Annotated in this window: 19 protein-coding genes and 4 pseudogenes; 5 read left to right on the forward strand and 18 right to left on the reverse strand. The window is 37.2% G+C overall.

The window, feature by feature from the left end; all coding sequences use genetic code 11:
* Positions 1-684: 684 nt before the first annotated feature.
* Positions 685-1,215, reverse strand: coding sequence for a hypothetical protein (locus GY23_RS13745; RefSeq protein WP_075619798.1), 531 nt, complete (start codon positions 1,213-1,215; stop codon positions 685-687).
* 146 nt (positions 1,216-1,361) lie between these two features.
* Positions 1,362-1,574, reverse strand: a complete 213-nt coding sequence (locus tag GY23_RS18780) for a hypothetical protein (protein WP_075619799.1) — start codon at positions 1,572-1,574, stop codon at positions 1,362-1,364.
* Positions 1,575-1,931: 357 nt separating this feature from the next.
* Here GY23_RS18780 and GY23_RS13755 point away from each other — a divergent pair, with 357 nt between their 5' ends.
* Positions 1,932-2,960, forward strand: coding sequence for a PTS sugar transporter subunit IIC (locus GY23_RS13755; protein WP_075619800.1), 1,029 nt, complete (start codon positions 1,932-1,934; stop codon positions 2,958-2,960).
* Positions 2,961-3,199: 239 nt separating this feature from the next.
* Here GY23_RS13755 and GY23_RS13760 read toward each other — a convergent pair whose 3' ends face one another.
* The 4 genes and pseudogenes from GY23_RS13760 to GY23_RS18065 all read right to left on the reverse strand — a co-directional run.
* Positions 3,200-3,499: a spore coat protein gene (locus GY23_RS13760; RefSeq protein ID WP_075619801.1), complete on the reverse strand. Its 300-nt coding sequence runs from the start codon at positions 3,497-3,499 to the stop codon at positions 3,200-3,202.
* 13 nt (positions 3,500-3,512) lie between these two features.
* Positions 3,513-3,710, reverse strand: a complete 198-nt coding sequence (locus tag GY23_RS13765) for a hypothetical protein (RefSeq protein ID WP_075619802.1) — start codon at positions 3,708-3,710, stop codon at positions 3,513-3,515.
* A gap of 18 nt (positions 3,711-3,728) precedes the next feature.
* Positions 3,729-4,853, reverse strand: a pseudogene (locus tag GY23_RS13770) (zinc-dependent alcohol dehydrogenase).
* Between the two features lie 17 nt (positions 4,854-4,870).
* Positions 4,871-4,960, reverse strand: a pseudogene (locus GY23_RS18065) (spore coat protein); the annotation flags it as partial.
* Between the two features lie 169 nt (positions 4,961-5,129).
* Here GY23_RS18065 and GY23_RS13775 point away from each other — a divergent pair.
* Positions 5,130-6,227, forward strand: a complete 1,098-nt coding sequence (locus GY23_RS13775; protein WP_075619803.1) for an L-dopachrome tautomerase-related protein — start codon at positions 5,130-5,132, stop codon at positions 6,225-6,227.
* A gap of 1,131 nt (positions 6,228-7,358) precedes the next feature.
* On the opposite strand, the gene GY23_RS13780 is transcribed toward GY23_RS13775, so the two are convergent.
* Positions 7,359-9,014, reverse strand: a complete 1,656-nt coding sequence (locus GY23_RS13780) for an ABC transporter substrate-binding protein (RefSeq protein WP_075619804.1) — start codon at positions 9,012-9,014, stop codon at positions 7,359-7,361.
* A 100-nt stretch (positions 9,015-9,114) separates the two neighbouring features.
* Between GY23_RS13780 and GY23_RS13785 the strand changes: the two genes are divergently transcribed.
* Positions 9,115-10,371, forward strand: a complete 1,257-nt coding sequence (locus GY23_RS13785; RefSeq protein ID WP_075619805.1) for an MDR family MFS transporter — start codon at positions 9,115-9,117, stop codon at positions 10,369-10,371.
* Between the two features lie 551 nt (positions 10,372-10,922).
* Here the strand turns inward: GY23_RS13785 and GY23_RS13790 are convergent.
* The 8 genes from GY23_RS13790 to GY23_RS13825 form a co-directional block, all read right to left on the reverse strand.
* Positions 10,923-12,125 (reverse strand): NRAMP family divalent metal transporter, encoded by a 1,203-nt coding sequence (locus tag GY23_RS13790; RefSeq protein ID WP_075619806.1) that lies wholly within the window; start codon positions 12,123-12,125, stop codon positions 10,923-10,925.
* A gap of 19 nt (positions 12,126-12,144) precedes the next feature.
* Positions 12,145-12,915, reverse strand: a complete 771-nt coding sequence (locus GY23_RS13795; RefSeq protein WP_075619807.1) for a LamB/YcsF family protein — start codon at positions 12,913-12,915, stop codon at positions 12,145-12,147.
* Complete coding sequence (locus tag GY23_RS13800; RefSeq protein WP_075619808.1) at positions 12,916-13,926, reverse strand: 5-oxoprolinase subunit C family protein; 1,011 nt, start codon at positions 13,924-13,926, stop codon at positions 12,916-12,918. It lies immediately after the preceding gene.
* 1 nt (position 13,927) lies between these two features.
* Entirely contained in the window at positions 13,928-14,611 is a 684-nt protein-coding gene (gene pxpB / locus GY23_RS13805; RefSeq protein ID WP_075619809.1) for a 5-oxoprolinase subunit PxpB, read from the reverse strand.
* A gap of 286 nt (positions 14,612-14,897) precedes the next feature.
* Complete coding sequence (locus GY23_RS13810) at positions 14,898-15,209, reverse strand: 2Fe-2S iron-sulfur cluster-binding protein (protein ID WP_075619810.1); 312 nt, start codon at positions 15,207-15,209, stop codon at positions 14,898-14,900.
* Between the two features lie 25 nt (positions 15,210-15,234).
* Complete coding sequence (locus GY23_RS13815) at positions 15,235-16,929, reverse strand: FAD-binding protein (protein ID WP_075619811.1); 1,695 nt, start codon at positions 16,927-16,929, stop codon at positions 15,235-15,237.
* Between the two features lie 318 nt (positions 16,930-17,247).
* Positions 17,248-17,547, reverse strand: a complete 300-nt coding sequence (locus GY23_RS13820; protein ID WP_075619812.1) for a hypothetical protein — start codon at positions 17,545-17,547, stop codon at positions 17,248-17,250.
* Between the two features lie 57 nt (positions 17,548-17,604).
* The gene (locus GY23_RS13825; protein WP_075619813.1) at positions 17,605-17,946 is read right to left on the reverse strand and encodes a hypothetical protein; all 342 of its coding nucleotides are present in this window, start codon (positions 17,944-17,946) and stop codon (positions 17,605-17,607) included.
* Between the two features lie 206 nt (positions 17,947-18,152).
* Here GY23_RS13825 and GY23_RS18785 point away from each other — a divergent pair.
* Positions 18,153-18,284: pseudogene (locus GY23_RS18785) on the forward strand (MDR family MFS transporter); the annotation flags it as partial.
* A gap of 100 nt (positions 18,285-18,384) precedes the next feature.
* On the opposite strand, the gene GY23_RS13830 reads toward GY23_RS18785, so the two are convergent.
* Positions 18,385-19,419: a S66 family peptidase gene (locus GY23_RS13830; protein ID WP_075619814.1), complete on the reverse strand. Its 1,035-nt coding sequence runs from the start codon at positions 19,417-19,419 to the stop codon at positions 18,385-18,387.
* Positions 19,420-19,826: 407 nt separating this feature from the next.
* On the reverse strand, positions 19,827-20,339 hold the full coding sequence (locus GY23_RS13835; RefSeq protein ID WP_075619815.1) for a DinB family protein: 513 nt from the start codon (positions 20,337-20,339) through the stop codon (positions 19,827-19,829).
* Positions 20,340-21,095: 756 nt separating this feature from the next.
* Here GY23_RS13835 and GY23_RS19080 point away from each other — a divergent pair.
* Positions 21,096-21,376: pseudogene (locus tag GY23_RS19080) on the forward strand (tyrosine-type recombinase/integrase); the annotation flags it as partial.
* A 279-nt stretch (positions 21,377-21,655) separates the two neighbouring features.
* On the opposite strand, the gene GY23_RS13845 reads toward GY23_RS19080, so the two are convergent.
* Positions 21,656-21,928 (reverse strand): hypothetical protein, encoded by a 273-nt coding sequence (locus tag GY23_RS13845; protein WP_075619816.1) that lies wholly within the window; start codon positions 21,926-21,928, stop codon positions 21,656-21,658.
* Positions 21,929-22,054: the final 126 nt, after the last annotated feature.

Genomic DNA, 22,054 nt, shown 5'->3' on the forward strand with positions numbered 1-22,054 from the left:
TCTTTATATTAATATTTCTCCGTTATATTAATATGAGGATTTCCGTTCCAACGTACTTTCATGTTTCGAAGCTAGCGTATCGATGCAGAAACAGGCGGACGCGTTCCGCGGGGCGGGCGGTGAGCCTCCTCGTCACTTAAAAACATGTGCTCCTGCATCGCTGCGCTAGCTTCGTCGCAAACGAGTTGTGCAAAATTCATTTCCACAACTCGTTTCCTGAGGGGTCTCACCTGTCCCGCTGATCCCGCAGGAGTCGCCGCCTTCCACTACAATCTATAAAGTGTTTAATAATCAACGGGTATATACAACCTAGCTATAAAAAAAACATGATGCATTCGCTATTTGAAGTAATGAAAGCAAAGGCAAAAGCAGCCCTTGAATGTGAAACAAAATCACGCATCTACGCGCAACGTAAAATTGACGTAGAAAGTGTTTTTGGTCTCCTCAAGGGTAATCAGTCGTTCCGCAAATATTTTACTGCGGGGCCTCGATAAGATCCACACAGAGTTTGGGATGGTGGCATTATCCCACAACCTCTTGAAAGTAGCAGACATCCGCCAGCTACTTTCAAGGAAAACAAGTGAAAACATAAAAACAGGTGGAGAAAAACGACTCGTTTTTCTTCACCTGTTTCATTTTAGGAACTTATTAGACTGCCCCTGCTTCGTCTATTGTTTTTATAAATTATACAAGCACAAAATCAGCACCTTCAGGATAAAGGGAAACATATACACCGTCTTCATTTAAATAGGCTAATTCAACACCCTGTAATAAATTGTGTTGGGATAGTACTTTCTTGATAGTTTCCAATGCTATTTCAACATCTAGTACAAGGCAAGAGGTGGTCCCAGCACCATCACCAATTTCTGAACCATAAAGCTCCCCAATTCCTGTCGAGAACAAAGCATCATCTAATAAGTCTTCTACAAGAAAACTCTTTTCCTCCGTCTCTTCGAATTGCTCTTCATCTTCATAACGGTATTGCACAACTACTTTAATCATCGACTTTTCATCAACATATTCATAGCCCTGATAAACCTTCTCTTCAGCTAATTTTTTCATTACTTTTTTTGAGCTTGCAAATAAAGTCAGGGGTATTTCTTCCTCGTTACCACTAACCCCTACAGTGCCAGAAAGTATGTGTAAATTCTTTTCCACTTTCCAAACTTGCCAATAAGATATTTTATTACTGGTCTTTTTAATTAATCTAATCATGTTGTATCATTCCCCTTTTTTATGATTCATGACCATTCTTAACCCAATAATAACTAATTTTCTATTAATCTTTATTCTAATATACAAAAAGGCGCTCAACCTCTGATTATCAGAATTTGGCGACTTTTTTAGTACCATCGGAAAATTCAACATGATGTTCTAATTTCTGAACAATTAGGACCTTTTTTCTGATTGCATCCTTTAAATTTTGTTAAAGTTTTTTCAAAATGATTTCCGCATAAACTTTTTAACTGCAGTTTTTGCGAGAATCCATGATATTCAGTAGATAATAATTCACTATCAGAATTCTTCTTCACGTAATCACGTAAATATCCAAACTTACCCGTTCCCACTATCATACCACCACTTCAGCGAACAAACCTACAGGGAGCCAATGTAGTAACCAAGCGCAAATATCAATTTCCAAACGAAGAATTCCTGGAAAGGCTTCTGTCTCTCAGTTCGGAATCTACTTTCAAAGAGAATTCTCTTAATTTCAGAAAAAAATATGTATTGACATTATTGCGATAGTTATATTAGTATAATAGCAATTCATTAGTCGCCTCCGATATATACTTTGTATGTCTAGCACTAATAGATTAGACAACCTATCTAACTATAATCAATAAAGATTCAGCGCTCATCCTATTGGAGAGCTTTTTATTTTATCTAAATTAGAAATATATTTTATGCGATATATTAGGAGGAGTTAAATAATGAAAGCGTCAACGAAACAATATTTAATTGATCGAATGTATAAAGGATCACAAGGGCTTGCAAACGCTGTATTAGTAACATTAGGTATCGGGCTTCTAATCGAAACTTTTGGAACATTTACTGGTTGGGAAGGTTTTACAACTATTGGGAAGTCAGCACAACTAATGCTAGCTCCTGCAATCGGTGCTGGTATTGCCTATCAATTAGGTGGGAATACACTGGTTATTTTCAGTGCAATGGCCTCTAGTACAATTGGTGCAAATGCTTTATCGCTTCATGCAGATGGTTTTTGGGTACTTACCACAGGACAACCAATTAGTGCTGTATTAGCTGCAGTCATTGCTGTTTGGGTTGGGAAACGTATTGCAGGTAAAACAAAACTAGATATGTTAGCTATCCCTTTTGCAGCTATATTTGTCGGAGGGGTTGCAGGTGTAGCTTTAGCAGCAGTAACAACTCCACTTTTACAACAGTTAAGTAGTTTTATTACCAACTCTGTATCAGGTTCACCACTTATCGGCTCAATTGTTATAGCTCTTGTTTGGAGCATTTTCCTTATGTCTCCTGCATCCTCTGCAGCAATTGCGATTGCCTTACAACTTGATCCTGTTTCTAGTGCAGCGGCATTAATCGGATGTACAGCTCAGTTTGCTGGTTGGACAGCTATGTCCTTTAAACAAAATGATCTTGGTGCAAATATTGCACAATCATTCCTAACACCAAAAGTACAAGTTCCTAATATCGTAAAAAACCCACGACTCATCGTAGGTCCATTTCTTGCTTCAATCATTTGTGCACCAATCGCTATCTTATTTTTCGACTTTCAAGTTCCCTATACATTAGCTGGACTTGGACTTAATTCTTTTATTGCTCCATTAAATATCTTGGCAAACCAAGGTGTAGGCTTTCTTGTGATGTATCTTGTATTAGGAGTAATTGTACCCGCGATAATTTCAGTTACTGTTTATCGCTTGTTAAAAAATAAAGGATTAGCTAAAACTGGTGATTTACATATGGAAGTAAAATAGTTTCTTTATGGCACTAGGTTATCCTTCAGCGCTTTGATACTCAAAGAAATCTGTAACTTCAGAAGAAAAACCCATATCCATTTTAAGCTTTATATTACATATAAATTGAGGAAATCCAGCAACCTTGTATTAACAGGATTGCTGGGTTTTTTGTTATATACATTTTGTCTATTGCTGCTACCGATAATTCGTCATTTAGTTTCCTGTTTTGAAGTCATTTGGTCTAATTGACGTATATTCTATAGAGTGGGCAAGTTTATTGCGGTTTCAATATTTTGTAGACTTAATTCGGTTTGCTTGTCAAGATCCCATGCATGATACCAGCCTTTTTCCATCATATAATTTGATATTATTTCATGCATATTAAGAGATTCCTCTAAATGTTGAGTAAGGATAGCTTTAATCTCTGGTGTTCCTGACTCAGTAACGGCCATGGCATAATTTCTGACGCCACTTTTAGCTGAATTCAGTAAATCCATTGCTACAACTTGGTCAGTCAGAGCATCCATGCCAGTTATATTTTTAATTATCGGATTCATGTTCTTTCATCTCCTAATTAGGCTTTGCTTTAGATAGGATGGAAGCAAACTCCTGTAATTGTCTAGTGGAAGTATCAACGTCTTGTTGCAAAATATTTTTTAGTTCTTCATCTGATACATAGCCTTTCATTGTTTTGGACTTAGTTAAACAAAGGGTTTTAAATGCGGTCATTTCTTGTACTTCAAGTACTTCATGTAATGCGTAATCCACTATACAAACCTCCTTTATTTAGGTTTTCAGAACGACCTTTATACAATTATCCGTCCTTCTGTCAAAGATTTCATAGCCTCGTTTAGCTTCACTCAATGGAAGTACATGACTTACTACATCACTTGGATCGATTTTACCTGTAGAAACTAACTCGAACATATATGGCATATAGTGGATAACCGGAGCTTGCCCTGAGCGAATATTCACATTGCGCTGGAAAATATCCCCTAGTGGGAAACCGTTATACCTTCCTCCCACCAGTAACTTGAATTGTTCCACCTTTTCTAACCGCTTGGGAAGCAATGACAAATGCACTCATGGTTACACCGTGAAGCTTTAATCCGCTTGCAAGGAACTCTCAATCGCTCATTTTCCCATCCATGCCCACTGCGTCAATGACCACGTCAGCTCCACCCTTAGTCATTTCCAAAAGATGCATTCCGACATTTTCGTATTGCTCAATATTTACGGTTTCTACGTTGTTTGTACGTTTGGCATGCTGTAAGCGGTAATCAATAAAATCAACAGCTATTACTCACTTTGCCCCTTTTAGCCAACAAAACTTTTGAGCAAAAAGGCCGACTGGACCGCAGCCAAGAACGATTACAGTAGCCGTTTTTAACACCCGCATTGTCCACACTCCAGTAACCAGTAGTCATGGCATCGGCGATTTAATTTTTCATCAGGTTCTTCACATGTTTCAGAAATTTTAAAATGGGTGAAATTAGCAAAAGGCACTCGTAAATATTCGGCTTGTCCACCAGGGTAGCCGCCGGCAGTACCTGAGTAGCCGAAATAAGCTCCTATTTCTCCATTATCATTGGAATTATCACATTGGCTCCCAAGATGGTTTATACAATAGACACATTCACCGCAGGCAATATTAAAAGGAATAATGACTCTGTCTCCCTTTTTCACCTTTGTAACACCGGGTCCGACCTCTTCTACAATCCCCATTGGTTCATGCCCGATTACATAATCCTCTTGCAAATTAGGAATCATTCCATGGATCAAATGCAAATCAGATCCACAAATCGCTGTGCTTGTTACTTTAATAATCATGTCATCTGGTTTTTCAATCCGAGGATTTGGAACTACTTTGACTTCAACATTCTTGGTGCCTTGATACGTTACTGCCTTCATCTAGACAACCTCCTAAGTTATTGTTCATCTGGTGTTCGATCAAACATCCCTTTTCTATTCGTTTCACCCGGGAACAATTTCATGTTGCCGATCATTATGGTATTTTTCATGAATTTCTTAAATCGGTATCTTCAGTCGGGAGAAACAGGTACCTGTGGAAGAAACAATTAAACCCACAGCATCCAACACGATGAAAAATTTATCAAGAACCAGGCACTAAAAAAAAGTTTCATCATATATAGGGGATATACGTTCGGATTTGATGAGGAGGATATCATGCAACCTATGTTACCTATGGAAAAATATTTTGGGCAGTTTGAACTGGTGCATGCTTTTTATGGGGCTATGCCTACAGGTGTCAGCGTTTCCGAAATCGGTCGTATTTTTGTTTGCTTTCCAAAATGGGGAGACGACGTTCAATTTACTGTGGCGGAAATTGTTGAGGGTGAATTGCAGCCTTATCCCAGTTTAGAAACTAATTTGGTTAATACCGAGAATATTACGATGTCTTTCGTCAGTGTCCAAAGTATCGTTGCTGATGGAAGAGGAACACTTTGGGTACTGGATACAGGAGCACCAAATTTTTCTGAACCTATTCAAGGGGGAGCAAAATTAGTTGCTGTTGATTTAAGCACGAATACAATAAGGAGAGTATATACCTTTACAGAAGACGTTGTCTTACCAACAACTTATTTGAATGATGTCCGATTGGATTTCCGGGTTGGAAAAGCAGGTTATGCATATATAACGGATTCTTCTTCCAGAGGGCCAGGGGGCATTATCGTCGTAGATTTAGAAAACGGGAACGCGTTTAGACGGTTAAATGGGGCAATATCAACTTCACCTGATCCCTATTTTTTACCGAAAGTAGAAGGTGAAATTTTGATGAATCGAAACCCGGATGGCTCGACTTTCCCATTTAGATTGGCTTCCGATAGTTTAGCGATTTCTCCTGATGGAAAGGTTTTATTTTATGCTCCACTAACCAGCCGTCAGCTGTTCTCGATCTCAACAGAAGCCCTAAGAGACACAAGGATACAGGACATGAATTTATCCCATTATGTGCAGTATTGGGGGGAAAAAGGTGCGTCTGATGGCATGATCACCGGCGCAAAAGGAACTGTTTATGCGGGAGACTATGAAAACAATAGTATCCGGAAGATATTGCCGAATGGCACAATGGAAACCATCGCACATGACCCGAGAATTTTATGGCCGGATACTTTTTCGATTGGCCCCGATCAATACTTATATGTCATTGTGAATCAATTACATCGGCAGGCGAGATTTCATTATGGAAGAGACCTGCGGGAAAAACCATACAGTTTACTTCGTATGAGAATTGATGAATTCCCTGCTCCTACCTTTTCATAATAATCATAAACGAAGGTAGCTATCCCTCATCATAGAGCAGCCTTTTTTGTCAGTTAAAATCCGTCTCATAAGTTTCTCGGAGGACCATTGTGCATCTCATAATGGCAAAGAAAAGCTAATGATTTCCATTAGTTTTAGCGGCGTACTCTCCAGTTGGTAATAAAAACTATATATTCAAATCTACGTTTCCAATAATTGCAAAAAAAAAATCCCCCTCACATCACGAAGTGATTGTAAACGTTGATACATCAATGTTTATAGAGGAGGGTAATGAAGAAACAATATTTCTAAGACTCAACTACAGGAGTAGAGGGTCTTTTTGTATTAAGCGTTGGCTTTTCTCTCTTGCCGAGGCTTTTTCTAACTGGTTTAAATTACTTATATTTAGTCACTAATAATGTTCGTAGAACTTTTTTCCGTATTTCACTTCAGGTCTCTACTCAAAGTGAACCTTGAGAAAAGATGTTACCCTTAATTTGCCAAAGTCTATTTTGAAACTCCACATATTTCATCATTAGACTTATTTTTGAGTTGCAATGTGTAACAAAACTCGTCCTTTTCTGAACACGATACTAGTGGATCATAAATATATCATTTTGATTCAATTGCGTGTAATAAAACTCTGATCATTTTTCGATGTTCATTAACCTGGACGATACATTCTTATGTAATAGTTGATGTAGGATTAAAGCGAAATTAGAATTATCGAAAAAAGCTATGATTCACATTTGATCATCGCTTAATATATGTTCTCTAAGTTTCTGCCGTTTAATTTGGTTTCATATCTCATTAGTAACTCGTTCGAAAACAGACCAATTCCCTCGTTTAGCCTACTGCTTTGGCTGGATATTCAACCTTTTTGCGTTAGTCCTCTTAGATCAACTCCATGATGTCTTAGAAAAGAATCTTTCACCAGCACTAACATCATAATATTTGGCATTCAAACTGGATTTTTTATTAGTCCTTTTTGGTATTTTTTTATCTTAGGAAATTTTACGATTTAATGGAAATAATTTCCCCCATTACCTCTATATTTTCTGAATTTACAGTGTAGAAAAGATAATTAAAGCCTCCCCAGTTAATGGATTCTTGTTTTGAGGCTATTATTCATACTGTTTATATCGTCATTCTTTATTCTAACTGTGGTCTAACCCACAACTTAGAAAAGTCGACATAGCCAAAATGCTTAATACTGATGTTCATCAAATCTACTGAAAATGGGATTTGGCGTTTTTCGTAATAGAGCGGAATCATAATTGATGATTCCAATAAAACTTTTTCTACTTTTAAATTTAAAGCTGTCCATTCATGAAATGGCGTATGGGCATACTCATTCAGATAATTAGTCAAGATGTGATCTGTTTTTATAATTTTGGCTAGTGGAGAATATCCATTTTTCAAAAATTGATAAAAGGAAAAGTCTTGATTCATTTCGAAAACTTCCCCATGAATAAATAGGTCCACTTGTTGGTTCTCTTCACTATTGGTTACAGTATCTTCAAATGAAACCCATTTAATTTCCACGGGAACACCCTCAGCATCAAATATTTCTTTCAGCCAATGGGTTGTTTGTTCCGTGTAATTTACGAGCTTCATAATGAGAGTTCCAGTGAAATCAGGGTACTTCACTTTTGGAACTGTATAGCCTTGATTTTGACCAATAAGACAACTTTTATTGTTTGGAAATGCACGAGGGTGTACACGTGTAATATTATGTCGATGCTTTGAAATAATGTGATGTATGTAATCTCTCACTTCTTTTCGTTGAATGTCAGACTTGCGGAAAGTATTCATAATAACGACTCCAAACCCTGAATCACTTTCAACTTCAACTGTATCTTTTCCAACTTCTTGTGTTGAAGAGCGGTAAACGATATCAAAATCTTTAGGCACTTGCACAAATTCCACTTCATCGAGTAATGGTCTTTCTTGAAAATAATCTTTAAAAGCAAATAAGGTTGTCTTTAAATCATGGTTATTTTCAGCATAAAAGGCGCCAGTCCCAAACACTTGATCTTTACTTTCTTTGTAAATGCTTGCATTCAAAGTGCCCAGCATTTGCAGACAATAGTTACAACCCTTTGGGAAATAAATATCAAGTATTAAAGGAGCAACAACCTTTATTTCCTTTACAGGTTCCCACAGATCCTGAAAATGAACATCCCTTCGAAGTTTCTCTAAACATTCAACCACATCTTCTGCAACTAAAATCGAGCCGTCATGAAATTTAACATCTTTTTTTATATAAAGTCTAAGACTTGTGGGGCATTCATCCCAACTATGTGCCAGTTCTGGATAAATCAATCCCCGTTCATCAACTGCGACCAATCGATTAAAGACATTCGCAACCATATTTGCGCTATGTACCTCTGCTGCTTTTAACGGGTGCATGGTTAATAAAGGATAGCGTCTTGGGATAATTAATTTGTCTATCTCATTTGCACTTTGAAAATACCCTAGTTTTGATCGAAACTTATTCATTAAACGAAGTTTGCTATCTTTTGACCAGTCGAATAAAAGATACTTACTACTTGTTTCGACAGGTTCATCCTCAATCATCTTCAGCAGCTGTTCTTCAAATATTTCTTCTACATCTTTTATCCATTGTAGTTTCGAAACATTTCCACGTCCTTTACCAGGTGTGAAGGTTAGCCAACCTTGAGTGCTCCATTTTTGTATGTAACGTGTTGTCTGTTTTGGACTTAGATGAAGGACTTCTGCTATTTCCTCTTTTTTTATGTTGCCTGACGATACAGAGTTCCATAATGTTAAAAGATAATAATCCATTTTAACCTCCTCTGACATAAGTGGACATATATAAATAAATTGTCTATTTTTAGGTACTCGAGTCTAGTTTAATATACAAAAGACAGAGGAGGTATGCAACATGAATTGGAAAGACTATCCACAAAATATTAAGGTCCGTTTAATAACTTCTTTTTTTAATCGAGCTGTATCTTCTGCAGTGATGCCATTTATGGCATTATTCTTTGCTCAAGAAATGAGTAAGGTATGGGCTGGACTGTTTTTGGTATTCACGGTAATCATTAGTTTTTTTATAAATCTAATTGGTGGGTATATATCCGATCGATTCCCACGAAAGAGTGTATTAGTAACAACCGCTTCTTTAAGTGCAGTGATGTTTTTATTGATGACCATTAGCTTATTTCCTATAAATAATGTAATTTGGCTGTTTGCCACTGCTTATGTAGCGTTTGTCATGACAAGTAGTTTGGGACGACCTGCAATGCATGCCATTATTATTGATTCCACTACCCCGGAGAATCGGAAGGCTGTTTATGCCATTGAATATTGGCTAGTGAATTTATCCATGGCTATTGGTGCTGCATTGGGTGGCTTGTTATACGTGAATCATCAAATTGAGTTATTCATCCTACTGACAATCACATCTGTGACTCTCCCAATTGCTTATCACATTTGGCTGATAGATGAACATACAACTCGTTTAGAAAAGCAGCACCAAAATGTGGTAATAGATTTAATTCAAAATTATAAAGTGGCTTTTCAAGATCGACCATTCGTCAAGGTGGTTGTAGGGTCAATGTTCATTTTTGCTGCGGAGTTTTCTTTAAATAGCTATATAGGTGTTCGACTTGCAGAAACATTTAAGTCCGTAACTATTGGTGATTTTGAATTAGGTGGAGTACGTATGTTAAGTATTCTAAATATCGAAAATATGTTACTCGTAGTGTTCTTCACATTTTTTATTACTAAATTTACTAATCGATTCAGCAAACAAAAAATGTTGCTAATTGGACTCATTATTTATGGAATCGGTTATGTAACGATTACTTCTGCAAATTCATGGTATATGCTTGTTATCTTTGGTTTCATCGCGACGATCGGTGAACTAATTTACTCTCCTATTCGAAATGCTGAAGAAGCGAATATGATGCCAGCCGATAAAAGAGGGTCCTACTCGGCATTTTCTAATCTGTCATTCTCTGGAGCCGACTTGATTGCGAGATCCACAATCATTATAGGCGCATTCTTAATTCCAACGATGATGTCTGTATACATTGGAATCCTCTTGATGATTGGTATTTTCCTTATCTATTCTGGGTTATTTTTGAAAAGCTCAATGCCAATAAAAAATATAAAGGCTATTTGGCGGCAGCAATGAATAAAACAGGGGACGGTTCTTTTGCTTCTTTTTTAGTGAAACTCGTATCGCTGTTCCCATTTGTAAGGGAGGACAAAATAGAATTTTGGGTACCAGGTTCTAACGTGAATGATTCTTATAATGTAGCTTCAGATAGCTAGGGGTGGAAATGGAGGAGTTCTGATGATCGAGAAATCGATTGAGGGGCTTTTTCTTTTGGGCTTGTGCCTAGATTTATTGTTTCTTAACCCCATTGATTCGTCTAAATTGGATGGTTTACTATCATTGTACGTTGCAAGATGAAATTATAGGTCAGTCAACAAGCGTTACGGTACATCCTATTAAAAACGAAGGGACATATTGGCCAAATTTATCAAAAACTTTTTTATATAAAAAGTAGACACCAGACTCGGGTTATGGGTTTTCAGCGTTTATATTCATCGAAACAAAAAATCCCAATTTTTGACCATTACCACTTTTACTAGTACAGTCTAGGGATAATTCACAACATACTTTTAACACATAGGAAGGAGGAAGCAAGAGAACCGTCCCCTTGCTTCCTGGACTCCTTTCTATTTAAACAATTGAGGAATTCCATTCATTAATGAGTAAACGCCCATTATCGCCATTGTAATAACAATGATTGCTCCAAAAATTGTCAGCCATAATGGATGTTTATAATCTCCAACAATTTTAATTTTATAAGCTGCTACTAACATAACCCCTAGTGCAATTGGTAAAATAAGACCATTTAGTGATCCAACTAGAATAAGAATAAGGACTGGTCGACCGATAAAGACAAATACTAAAGTTGAAACTGCAATAAACCCAATGATTATTTTTTTATGATGCTTCTCTAACCAAGGGTGAAAGGTACGAATAAATGAAACGGATGTGTAGGCTGCTCCAACTACTGACGTAATTGCTGCTGCCCACATAACGATTCCGAATATCTTATAGCCAATATTACCAGCGGCTAGTTGGAAAACAGAGGCTGGTGGATTTGAAGGGTCCAACTTTAACCCTTGAGAGACAACACCTAACACAGCTAGAAATAGAATAATTCGCATAACAGAAGCAATTCCTATCCCGAATATTGAACTACGTGTTACCTCGGGTAATGCCTCTTTTCCTTTTATCCCTGCGTCAATTAAACGGTGACCACCAGCAAATGTGATATAACCTCCAACTGTTCCGCCCACCAAAGTAACAATTGCTAAAATACTAATATTATCGGGTACAAAGGTTTTTATAACCGCCTCCCCGTACGGAGGCGTTGCCGTAAACATCACGTACAACGTTAAACCAATCATAACAAAACCTAACACTTGCGCGAACTTGTCCATCGCTTTGCCTGCTTCACGAACTATAAAAATACCAATTGCAAGGATACCACTGAGAATCGCTCCTAATTCTGCAGAGATCCCAAACAAAACATTTGTCCCTAGTCCAGCTCCTGCAATATTTCCGATGTTAAAGGCTAGACCACCTATAACAACCAAAAACGCTAGAAAATAACCCAGACCTGGCAATAAATCATTTGCTATATCTTGGGCACGTTTTTCAGAAACGGCAATAATTCGCCAAATGTTTATTTGAGCACCGATATCAATAATAATTGAAATTAGTATTACGAATCCAAAACTTGCAAGAAGTGACTCTGTGAAAACGGTTGTTTGCGTCAAGAAACCTGGCCCAATTGCAGATGTCGCCATTAAGAAAGCAGCACCCAGTAATACACTACGATTTGTATTCTTCATCTTTACCTTTTTCATGTGTATTCTCCTTTATTTCTTATTTGAACGCTGAAATCTTTCTTACATTGACTTCAGAAGTTTTCAAAGTTTCAGAAATACGTCGAGCAAAATCAAGCGCGTGAATGCCATCCCCGTGAATACATACAGTGTCTGCTACTATTAAAACTTCAGTTCCAGCGGTGCTAATAACCTTCCCTTCTTTAACCATTCGAACAACTTGTTGAATGGCAGTATCGGTTTGTGTTATTAAAGCATTCTTCTCTTTTCGACTGGTTAGCGTTCCATCAGTTTGATACGTGCGATCAGAGAACACCTCATTCGCTGTACGTAAACCAATCTTTGCACCTGCTTTCACAATCTCACTACCTGATAATCCAAATAGAACTAATTCGGGATTCACCGCATATATAGCTTCTGCAATTGCTTCTGATAAAGCAGGGTCAGTTGCAGCCATGTTAAAGAGTGCACCGTGTGGTTTTACATGTTGCATTACGCCACCTTCAGCTTTTACAAATCCATACAATGCCCCAATTTGGTACACAACAATTTCATAAGCCTCTTGCGGAGTAATGATAATATTTCTTCTCCCAAAGCCTGTTAAGTCTTGAAATCCTGGATGCGCGCCAATTCCAACATCTTTATCCAAAGCAAGTTTGACCGTTTTTCGCATCGTTGCAGGATCGCCAGCATGAAAACCACATGCTATATTCGCAGACGTCACAAAATCTAAAATTTCTTCATCATTCCCCATCTTATAAGCACCAAAACTCTCGCCCATATCGCAGTTCAAATCAACTTGATATTTCATTCAAATCCCCTCCTTAAATTTCAGGGAAATTGATTGCTTTAATTGCTCAATCAATTTCCTTTCCTTCATTAATTCATGTTGTGCTTCTTCCAGTGAAATGCGTTCAAATCGTAGATATTCTCCAGGTTTTAATTGACTCATCTTTTGCAAGTCAACTGTTGCAACTTGTCCAATCTTCGGGTAACCACCTGTCGTTTGTCGGTCTGCCATTAATATAATGGGTTGTCCATCTGGCGGTACTTGAATTGAACCAAAAGACACTGCTTCTGATAACAATTCTTTTGGCTCCTTTAATGCAAGTTGCGGTCCTTTCATTCGATACCCCATCCGATCAGAATCCGAAGAAGCTTGGAAAGCATGATTAAAGAATACGTCCTTACTTTTCTCGTTGAATAAATGTGCTTGTCTCCCATCAATAATTCGCACACTGGTTTCCGGTCTATAAGTCGGAATTGCTTTGGCCATTAACGTCCATTCCATTTGAATAAAAGAACCCTTATTTTCATTCTTAGATAAATGCTTCATATTACCTTTTACGTACTGTGAACATTCACCAACCTGAACAACGTCTCCTTTTTGTAGAGCTCGTCCTTCAAATCCACCAATTCCCGCACGTAAATAAGTCGATTTACTACCCATCACTTCAGACACAATAAATCCTCCAGCAACCGCTAAATAGGTACGGCATCCTGAAACAGGCTTTCCGAAAGTAAGCTTACTCCCTTTTTTCACTACTATAGGACGCCACATTTTAATCGGGAGTCCGTCTATTGAAGGGGATAAATCGCCACCAGTTAGTGCAAATAAACAATCATTTTGAAACGTTATATGTGGGCCCATTAACGTTATCTCAATCGTGGGATCGGTCTCTTTATTGTCGACTAAGATATTGGCAAGACGATGTGCATAAGGATCCATGACACCACTTGCAATCACTCCATATTTTTGAAAACCTCTTCTTCCAAGGTCTTGGATAGTTGTTTGCAGCCCACCTTTCTCAATCCATATCATGTTACTCCCCCTCCCACTGGTCATACTCTGCTTTAGATATAGGTTTAAAAACAATACGATCTCCTGCTTGTAGTAAACTTGGAATCTCTTCATTTGGGAGAAAAAGGTCCATTGGCGTACGACCAATCAATTGCCAGCCCCCCGGAGTTTCAATTGGGTAGACTCCTGTCTGCATACCCGCAATCCCAACAGTACGTTCAGGAATCCGAAGCCTTGGAGTGGACCTACGAGGAGTGGCAATACTTTCAGCCATTCCACCTATAAAAGGAAACCCTGGCGCAAAGCCGATCATATTTACTTCGTATGTACCGTTAGAATGAAGTTCAATTACTTGTTCCACGGTTAACTTATTATGTAATGCTACAAATTCCAAATCCGGTCCATATTCTCCGCCATAGTAAACTGGAATCTCTATCGTGCGTTGTGCTACTGTATCCGACTCTGTTATCTCAACTAACATCTTTTCAAGTAAGTTCTTAATGTCTTTAAACTTAAATTGTGCAGTAACCTCATAGAAAACAGTCACCGTTGTAAATGCTGGAATTACTTCGACAATCGTATCAATTGCAGCTTCCTCTAGTTGTCTCATGATTGATCGAACTAGGTTTGTTGCTTCTTTTGTAATTTCGTACCCAACTTCAATCACAATTGCTTCATCACCAAGTGGTGAAAAGGTTATATCCATCATCACACTTCCAAACTTTTCTGAATTATAAGTAATTATAGATAGCTTGATTCATAGTTGGCAAGTTGAAGGCATCGGAAGAATCTAGAAAGTTAGTAGTTTAATTTATTACTAGTGGAATAAGAGTAGAACCTAAGTAGAGAGAGCAATTTATAATCCCATCCCTCAGAACTCTAATTTTGATACAGCAAACACCCCTAATCACAGTTTAGAGGTGTCTTCAAATCTATATTAATGTATTCAGGATTACTTTATCCTAAGGGAGCAAGTTCATTTATATCACTGCCTATTCCATTACCGTTGTTAAATCTTTTACCCACTGTCGTGATTTAAGCGGTTCTATCGATACTTTTTGTCCATCACTAGCTCTTATACTACATAAATACTGAACTTTGCCGTCTACCATTGCCATACATTCTTTACACGCATTCGCGGATCTGCATGAATAACGTACTGAAAGAGAAGAATCGACATGTTCCCGAATCCAAAAAATAGCATCTAGCAAACTAATACCTTCAGAGTAAGGAATTTCATATTCAATGAAATTCCTCCCCTTTGCTTCATCTCCTCTGACAATGTTTAACTTTATAGGCGACATCCGTTTCACTCCTTTTCTTAATCCTTTACTTTGTTGTCATATCTCTTTTCTTAAGTGTCCATTCACCGCTATCATTTAAATTGAAACTTATTCCGTAAACATCTTTATGCATTTCAGGATAATCTAATCTTACATGGGCACCCCTTGATTCTTTTCTCTCAAGTGCACCTCTTATAATCGCTTCACTAATAATGGACATATTATAGTTTTCAATCTTTTCAACAACAGAAAGGGAGTATTTGTCTTGTTTTGCTAGGGCCACTTCCCTATTTTCTTCCTGTAGCTTTTTCATCTCATCCAGAGCTTTCTCTAGGTCCTCTTTTTTTCGAAGAGGGCCAGCACCTTTCCACATCACCTGTTGAAGTTTCTTCCGTAAGGTAAGTGTAGATTCTTCATCATTAGAAACTTCACGAGGATACCAAAAATGTTGAAGTTTCTGCCATTCTACGTCTAGCTCTCTTGCAACAATATCAGGATAAATCTCTTTCTTTGTTCTTGCTGCTGTTTCTCCAGCAACCCTTCCAGTAACAAGAGCCTCCGTAATCGCATTACCAGACAATCGATTTGCACCATGCATGCCGTGGATTAGTTCACCACATGCTAACAAACCCTCAATGGATGTCTTCATATTTTTATCCACATAGACACCACCTAGCATGAAATGAGCCATAGGTGCAACTTCAACTAAATCCTTAGTAAGGTCAACACCTTGTGATAAAAGAATATCGATAACAGGACCAAAGCCTTCACGAAGTTTTTCTTCTGGAACCATACGGAAGTCAAGATACGCTCCACCATGAGGGGTCCCTCGTCCCGCTTCCACTTCTTTAAAGATGGCAAAGCTCGTCATGTCCCTTGTAGCGGTATATTTCCCTGCCTCTTCACCGGCATATGCATCCATGAATTCCTCTTGATTCCCATTTAATAGGCGCCCGCCTAGTTTATAGCGAAAAGGATCCCACATAATTGGATCAATTCCTACAAGTGGTGGAAAAAGGTGTGCAATGGGAAAAAATTGGACCATTTCCATATCATATAATTCGCTCCCTGCCTCAACCGCAAGTAAAAAGCCGTCTCCGGTCATGTTTGCGGACGCACTGTTTCGTTCATATAATTCTGTCAGTCCACCTGTAGCAAGGATGACCTGTGAAGCTGTAATGCTAACAGGAACCATGTCCTCCATTGAAAAACCTACAGCACCTACAACTTTTCCTTCATGTTTCACCAATCTTGTAATCATCACATTTTTGATACGGCTAATTCGTTTGTCTTTCCAAATTGCCTTTCGCAGACCATTTGAAGTTGCAACGCCAGTATTTAAAATATCAACATAGACACACCGTTTTTTAGAATGTCCAGGGGATACAACCTGTGAGCGCTTCCCGTTCTCCGCCCTAGCAAAGCGGACTCCATATCCTTCGACTTCATTAATAACCTCTGGACCTCTGTCAACAACCGTTCTTACAATTTCAGGATATGCAAGCCCTCGACTTCCTTCCATTGTATCGTTGAAGTGAATGTCCACATCATCATCTTCAGCTTCACCAAGTGCTACCGCAACAGTCATCTGTGCAATTATTGTTGCACCGCCACGTCCAATCAAGCTCTTATCTGCAATAATGACACTTGCACCTTCATCAGAGGCTGCCCTTGCAGCCATCATTCCAGCAGCACCAGAACCTATCACTAATACGTCAGCACTATAGCTTTCTTTTGCCATTGCAAACTCACTCCCACTCCAATGCTCTAATTACTTCGCCTAAACAATTTCTTGGAATACCACGATTACATCGCTTAACAAAAGGATTTTACGCCTGTTTATGACGGCTTTTAAAAATGTACTATTCGGTAACAGTATAATAGCGGGGATTCTTTGTTAGAAGTCTTACGGTTCTCCAAAATTGCGAGTACCAGGTTCTAAAATAATTCCGAATTCAATGAGATCCTGATACCTTTCACTACAACACTACAACTAATGATATATCTTGCTGTAAAACATTTTTTACGACGTAATCGATGATTAGCCCCACAAATTCAGCTATACATCTATAATAGTATTTGCTATTATCTTTGCCTTCTCTCGAATATCATCTTTTAATCTACCAGATTTTATAATATTATCTAGAGCTACTTTTTCCATCTTGAACTCAAATATTTTCCTCGCATTAGAAATTCTTGTTTTTTGTGCATCTAAGGAATTGGCATTTGGATTCTCTTTTAGGAGTTTATTTGCCAGTTCTCCACTATCATTAGTTACATTCCTAAATTCTTCAAAATACTCAACAAAAATTTCTTTACCAATTGACCTTAATTTCTTTTCTAAAAGTTCTTGATTCATTACGTACCTCTACCTCCTGTAACCTTTTCTTATTTGAATAATTAATGTAACAGCTTGTTAGATTACTAATATTTCATTTAATATTGATCGATGATTTGTTTGATAGCTAATTGCTGCCATTATATAAACAGAGTTACCTGTAATTGCAGTAATTTCTTTGCTTATCCCCTTTTCACCAGCCATCCATCTTTCGTAGTAAGCGCAAACTTTTATAAAATTATCTTTGTATATAGGACGAGGGCTTTTTAATTTACTAGAAGGCACTATTTCTGATTCATATACAGTCAAAATCTTGCCATTGGTTACCAGTTTAAAATTAAGACCTGTTTTTGTTTTTAGTTCTATTGGTTTTTCTAAACTTTCTGCTAATAAACTTTCCCATATATCTGCTGCATTCATTCTATACCTCCTTTAGAATTTGATCATAATTAATCTAATTCAACATTATGACCTAATTTACCTTCAAAAAAAGAACGCAATTCCTTCATTTGGAATTCGTTCTTTTACTGTTATAATCACTCAAACCAAGAGACCACCTCGCAATACCGACGCGAGAACCAGGTTCTAAAATAATTTAGAATTCAATGAGAACCTGGTACCCTTCACTAATTGGACTCACTATTTATCGAATCACTTATGTAACTATTACTTCTGCAATTTCATGGTATGTGCTTGTTATCTTTGGTTTCATCGCGACGATCGGTGAACTTATTTATTCTCCTATTCGGTATGCTGCATAAGCGAATATGTTGCCAGCTGATAAGAGAGGGTGCATATCTGTTAGTATTACGTATCGCTAAATTTCATTTTAAAAACCATCTATTTTCATTTTTAGAACTATATAAATTTCATGGTAACTGAACCCTTACCTTTAATATATTTAACTGTCGTATACGCACCATTCACCAAAATATTTTGTGGCGGTGTATGACCCACATCAGCATCTAGAATAACAGGAATATTAAATCTTTCAAAAATAACCTTCAAGGCATCGGTTAGTGTAAAATCACCGATATCTTTATATCCACTTGCCCGTCCGAATAGCACGCCTTTAATATTTACAAACCAATTATTTTCTTGCATTTGCCATAATGCCCTATAAATTTTTGCGGCATCCATTCCGACAGATTCAAGATACCAAATGACCCCTTCATCATGACAGTATTGATTAACAAAATTATTAACATTATCGAATGGAGTCCCCACCAATACTTGTAAAGTACTTACACATCCTCCTATCAATCTCCCCGAAAATGTCACTTCATCTTCATTGTTTAAAGTTTTCCATTCTGTTTGTGAATCGAGATAAAATCCTTTGGCAGGATTTGAGTACACTTTATCCCAACTAGATTGATATTTTTCAGATGAATATTGTGTAATTTCTTCATTTTCACAACAACTAAGCACTTCTATCCATTTACTTGATAGCTCATCCCACTCAGGAGCTGATAGTTCAGTGAAATTTACTCCATGAGCAGAAGCATGACCCGTTATTGTTGTGTATGCAAAATTTAATGTACTGATATCTGAATAACCTAACATCCATTTCGGTTTCGATTCTTTTAGTTTATTCCAATCTATAATTGGTAGGATTTCCATTGCAAAACTACCTCCCCAAGGGGGCATTATGACACTGATACGATCATCTTGAAAAAAAGCCATTAATTCTTCTGCTCTTTTTTCTTTAGAGGCACTTCTCCCTTTGTCTTGTGTGAGCACAGTTTCCCCGATTAGGACTTTAAATCCCTTATCTTCTACTTGTAGCCTTGCTTCATCCACAAGTATATGTAATGATTCTTCAACTCCACTTGATGGTGCAGTTACACCTATACAACTGTTTAGCTTCAGAGATGAGGGATATTTAATTTTCATAAAAATCATCCTTTAGATAGTTATTTTAATACTACTAACTTAATAGGTTCTAGATTACTGAGAATTATTCCTTCTTAACTAAGCTGCTGCGTTAGTTTATGAGTAACAATTCATACCGGCTCGCCGAAATCTATTTGATGTTCTGTACATTAGAAAGATCATCGAAATGATGGTCTTGTTTAACTAAACCTCTTCTCGAAATTTCTAATTAGCCGTATGTTATACAATTTTGCGCATGACAAATAGCCCTCCAAAAACCTTTTGGAAGGGTTCAATATGAAAAAAGAGTTGCCTAAGCAACCCATAATCTTCAACTAAAGCGCCCATTAGTTTAAGTATTTTTCTTCACAACGTTAAAGTTACTTTTTCCCCTTTACTTAAACAGGAATCAGTTGATAAGCATAAGTTTAGTGCCTCGCATCTAAAAGTAATTTTATCTCCTTTATTTGTTCTATGTGTCGCTGTTCATGCAAATATATCTGTTCAATCCATTGGTCAAGTGGTAATTCACCTAAGGCAGGATGCTTAAATGATTTTTCCACCAATATAGATTTATCCTCTATTGTACTAAGGAAAGTCAGGGATTTTTTTCTCGAATTTTCTAACAAATCAATGATTGACTGAACTTCATATGGTTCTACATCTGGTTCAACGATTTCGGGAGCTTTAAATTTTTTCGTTCGATTCAACAAAAGATGAACGTTTTTACGTTCTGTTTGAGTATTATCAACCTTTTTTAATCCCCATGCAATAGCCTTCATTGTTGCCTGTTCCACTAAAACTAAGTGATGACAAACTTGTGCTATACTCCACATATTCATACCCAGCCTATCATTGAATTGAGAATAACTTAAGGAAGTAATCTCCTTTACTAAGTTATTTCTCGTTTCATACAGATTGTCATTTACTAAATTACTCATGAAATTCTCCCTTCACCAAAAAGTAAATATCTAGATTCCTATTCTGTATATATTCTCCCACGATAAAAAGTATTCTTTGAGTATTATTTTACTATCCTGCTGACGAAGAAAAGACTTCCTCGTACAATGAAAATGGATGTCACAACGATACAGCTATTAAAGGATTGGAAGAAAGAACAAGCTAAAAAGGATCTCCAGCTTGGCTTTAATACCATATAACAAAATCCGCTTGTATTCCCAAATACAAATAACGACTTACATGAGCCAAATAAAACGTATACGCATTGTTCCCTTTCATTTGATGCTGGAGCAACTATTAAAGAAGATCAATTCAGTTTAGGTCATAAAGATGTAAAAACAACTTTAGACGTATATACTCACATCACCAAAAAAGCGAAAGCTGAAACGATTGATAAAGATGAATACAAAAATAATACTGGAGGGAACTAATATCGAGTAGTAATAGTCAGTTACTCAATCATCTGAATCTGAACTATGGTTTAAAAGATTTATTGAAAAAATCTTATTGGATCATGTAGCAAAAGATGATTTGATTACAGACTACGAGCTTTACTGATTAGTAGAAAATAATTTATGAGAAAGAACTGTCACATGCAGCTAAAACATTTAATTATTATTTATTGCCGTGTGGTTCTGCTGCACAAAATCTGGATCTACAAATTTCTGCAGCAAAAAGGCATCTTGAATCACTCGGATTAAAGGAAAACGAAGATTTTATTATTTATGCGACAACACGGATATCCTATCATCTTCAAAACGGTTCAACTAAGAATGGCTAGACTGCTTGCTCTTGCATACTTAAATCTCTAATTAACCCAACACTCTTTACGACATACACATACATCGCTTCTTGCAGTGGCCGGTGTAGCACTGGAAAAAACTATGGATAGACTTGGTCATTCAGATGATGAAATCACCAAGAATGTCTATCTCCACGTGACAAAAAAATGAAAAAAGAAGCTTCCCAAGAGTTTCCACAACTAATGAGAAGCCTCGATTATAATCCTCTACGTTAGCAAAATGATAGCATTTCACTTTCACCTTACATACAAACCCATACATATCAAGGGTTAAAGCGGCTTATTACATCATGCCGCCATACCGCCCATTGGGTTTTTCTCAGGTAGGTCTGCTACTGCTTCTGTTGTTAAGAACATTGTCGCTACAGTAGAGTTGCTGCGTCTAGAACCCATTTGGGGCAGTATATTTAACTCACATACAAACTATTTTTTATTTAATAACAACTATTATTATGGGATAATAACCCGTTCCTCTGCCTGTTTTTTGATAAGTTCTCAACATCTGATAAATAACTTATCTCCACTAATCAACTGGTATATTCCTAAAACCGAAACGCTCCCCACAAAAAATTGGCCAGCTAAGCCACTTAAATATTCACGCTTAGCATCAAATAAGTTTTTCTTTATTTGTAACATGTCATTTTCAGACAGATTAGCATCACTTAGCTGATTCATATTCTCTATAGCATTATGAGTAGGTATATTAAGTTCCTCAGCAATAACATTAGCTAAGAAAGTCATATTAACTCCCGCTAATTCCCCATTCATTTGATAACAGCATATCCTGCAATTGATATGACATTTTACCATTATATATTTCCCAATCATTTTATTTACGTTGCCTCAAAATCCCTCTCAAATCTGTATTGTTATATAGAGGATTATTAGCAATCC

Source organism: Paenisporosarcina indica (assembly GCF_001939075.1).
Classification (GTDB): domain Bacteria; phylum Bacillota; class Bacilli; order Bacillales_A; family Planococcaceae; genus Paenisporosarcina; species Paenisporosarcina indica.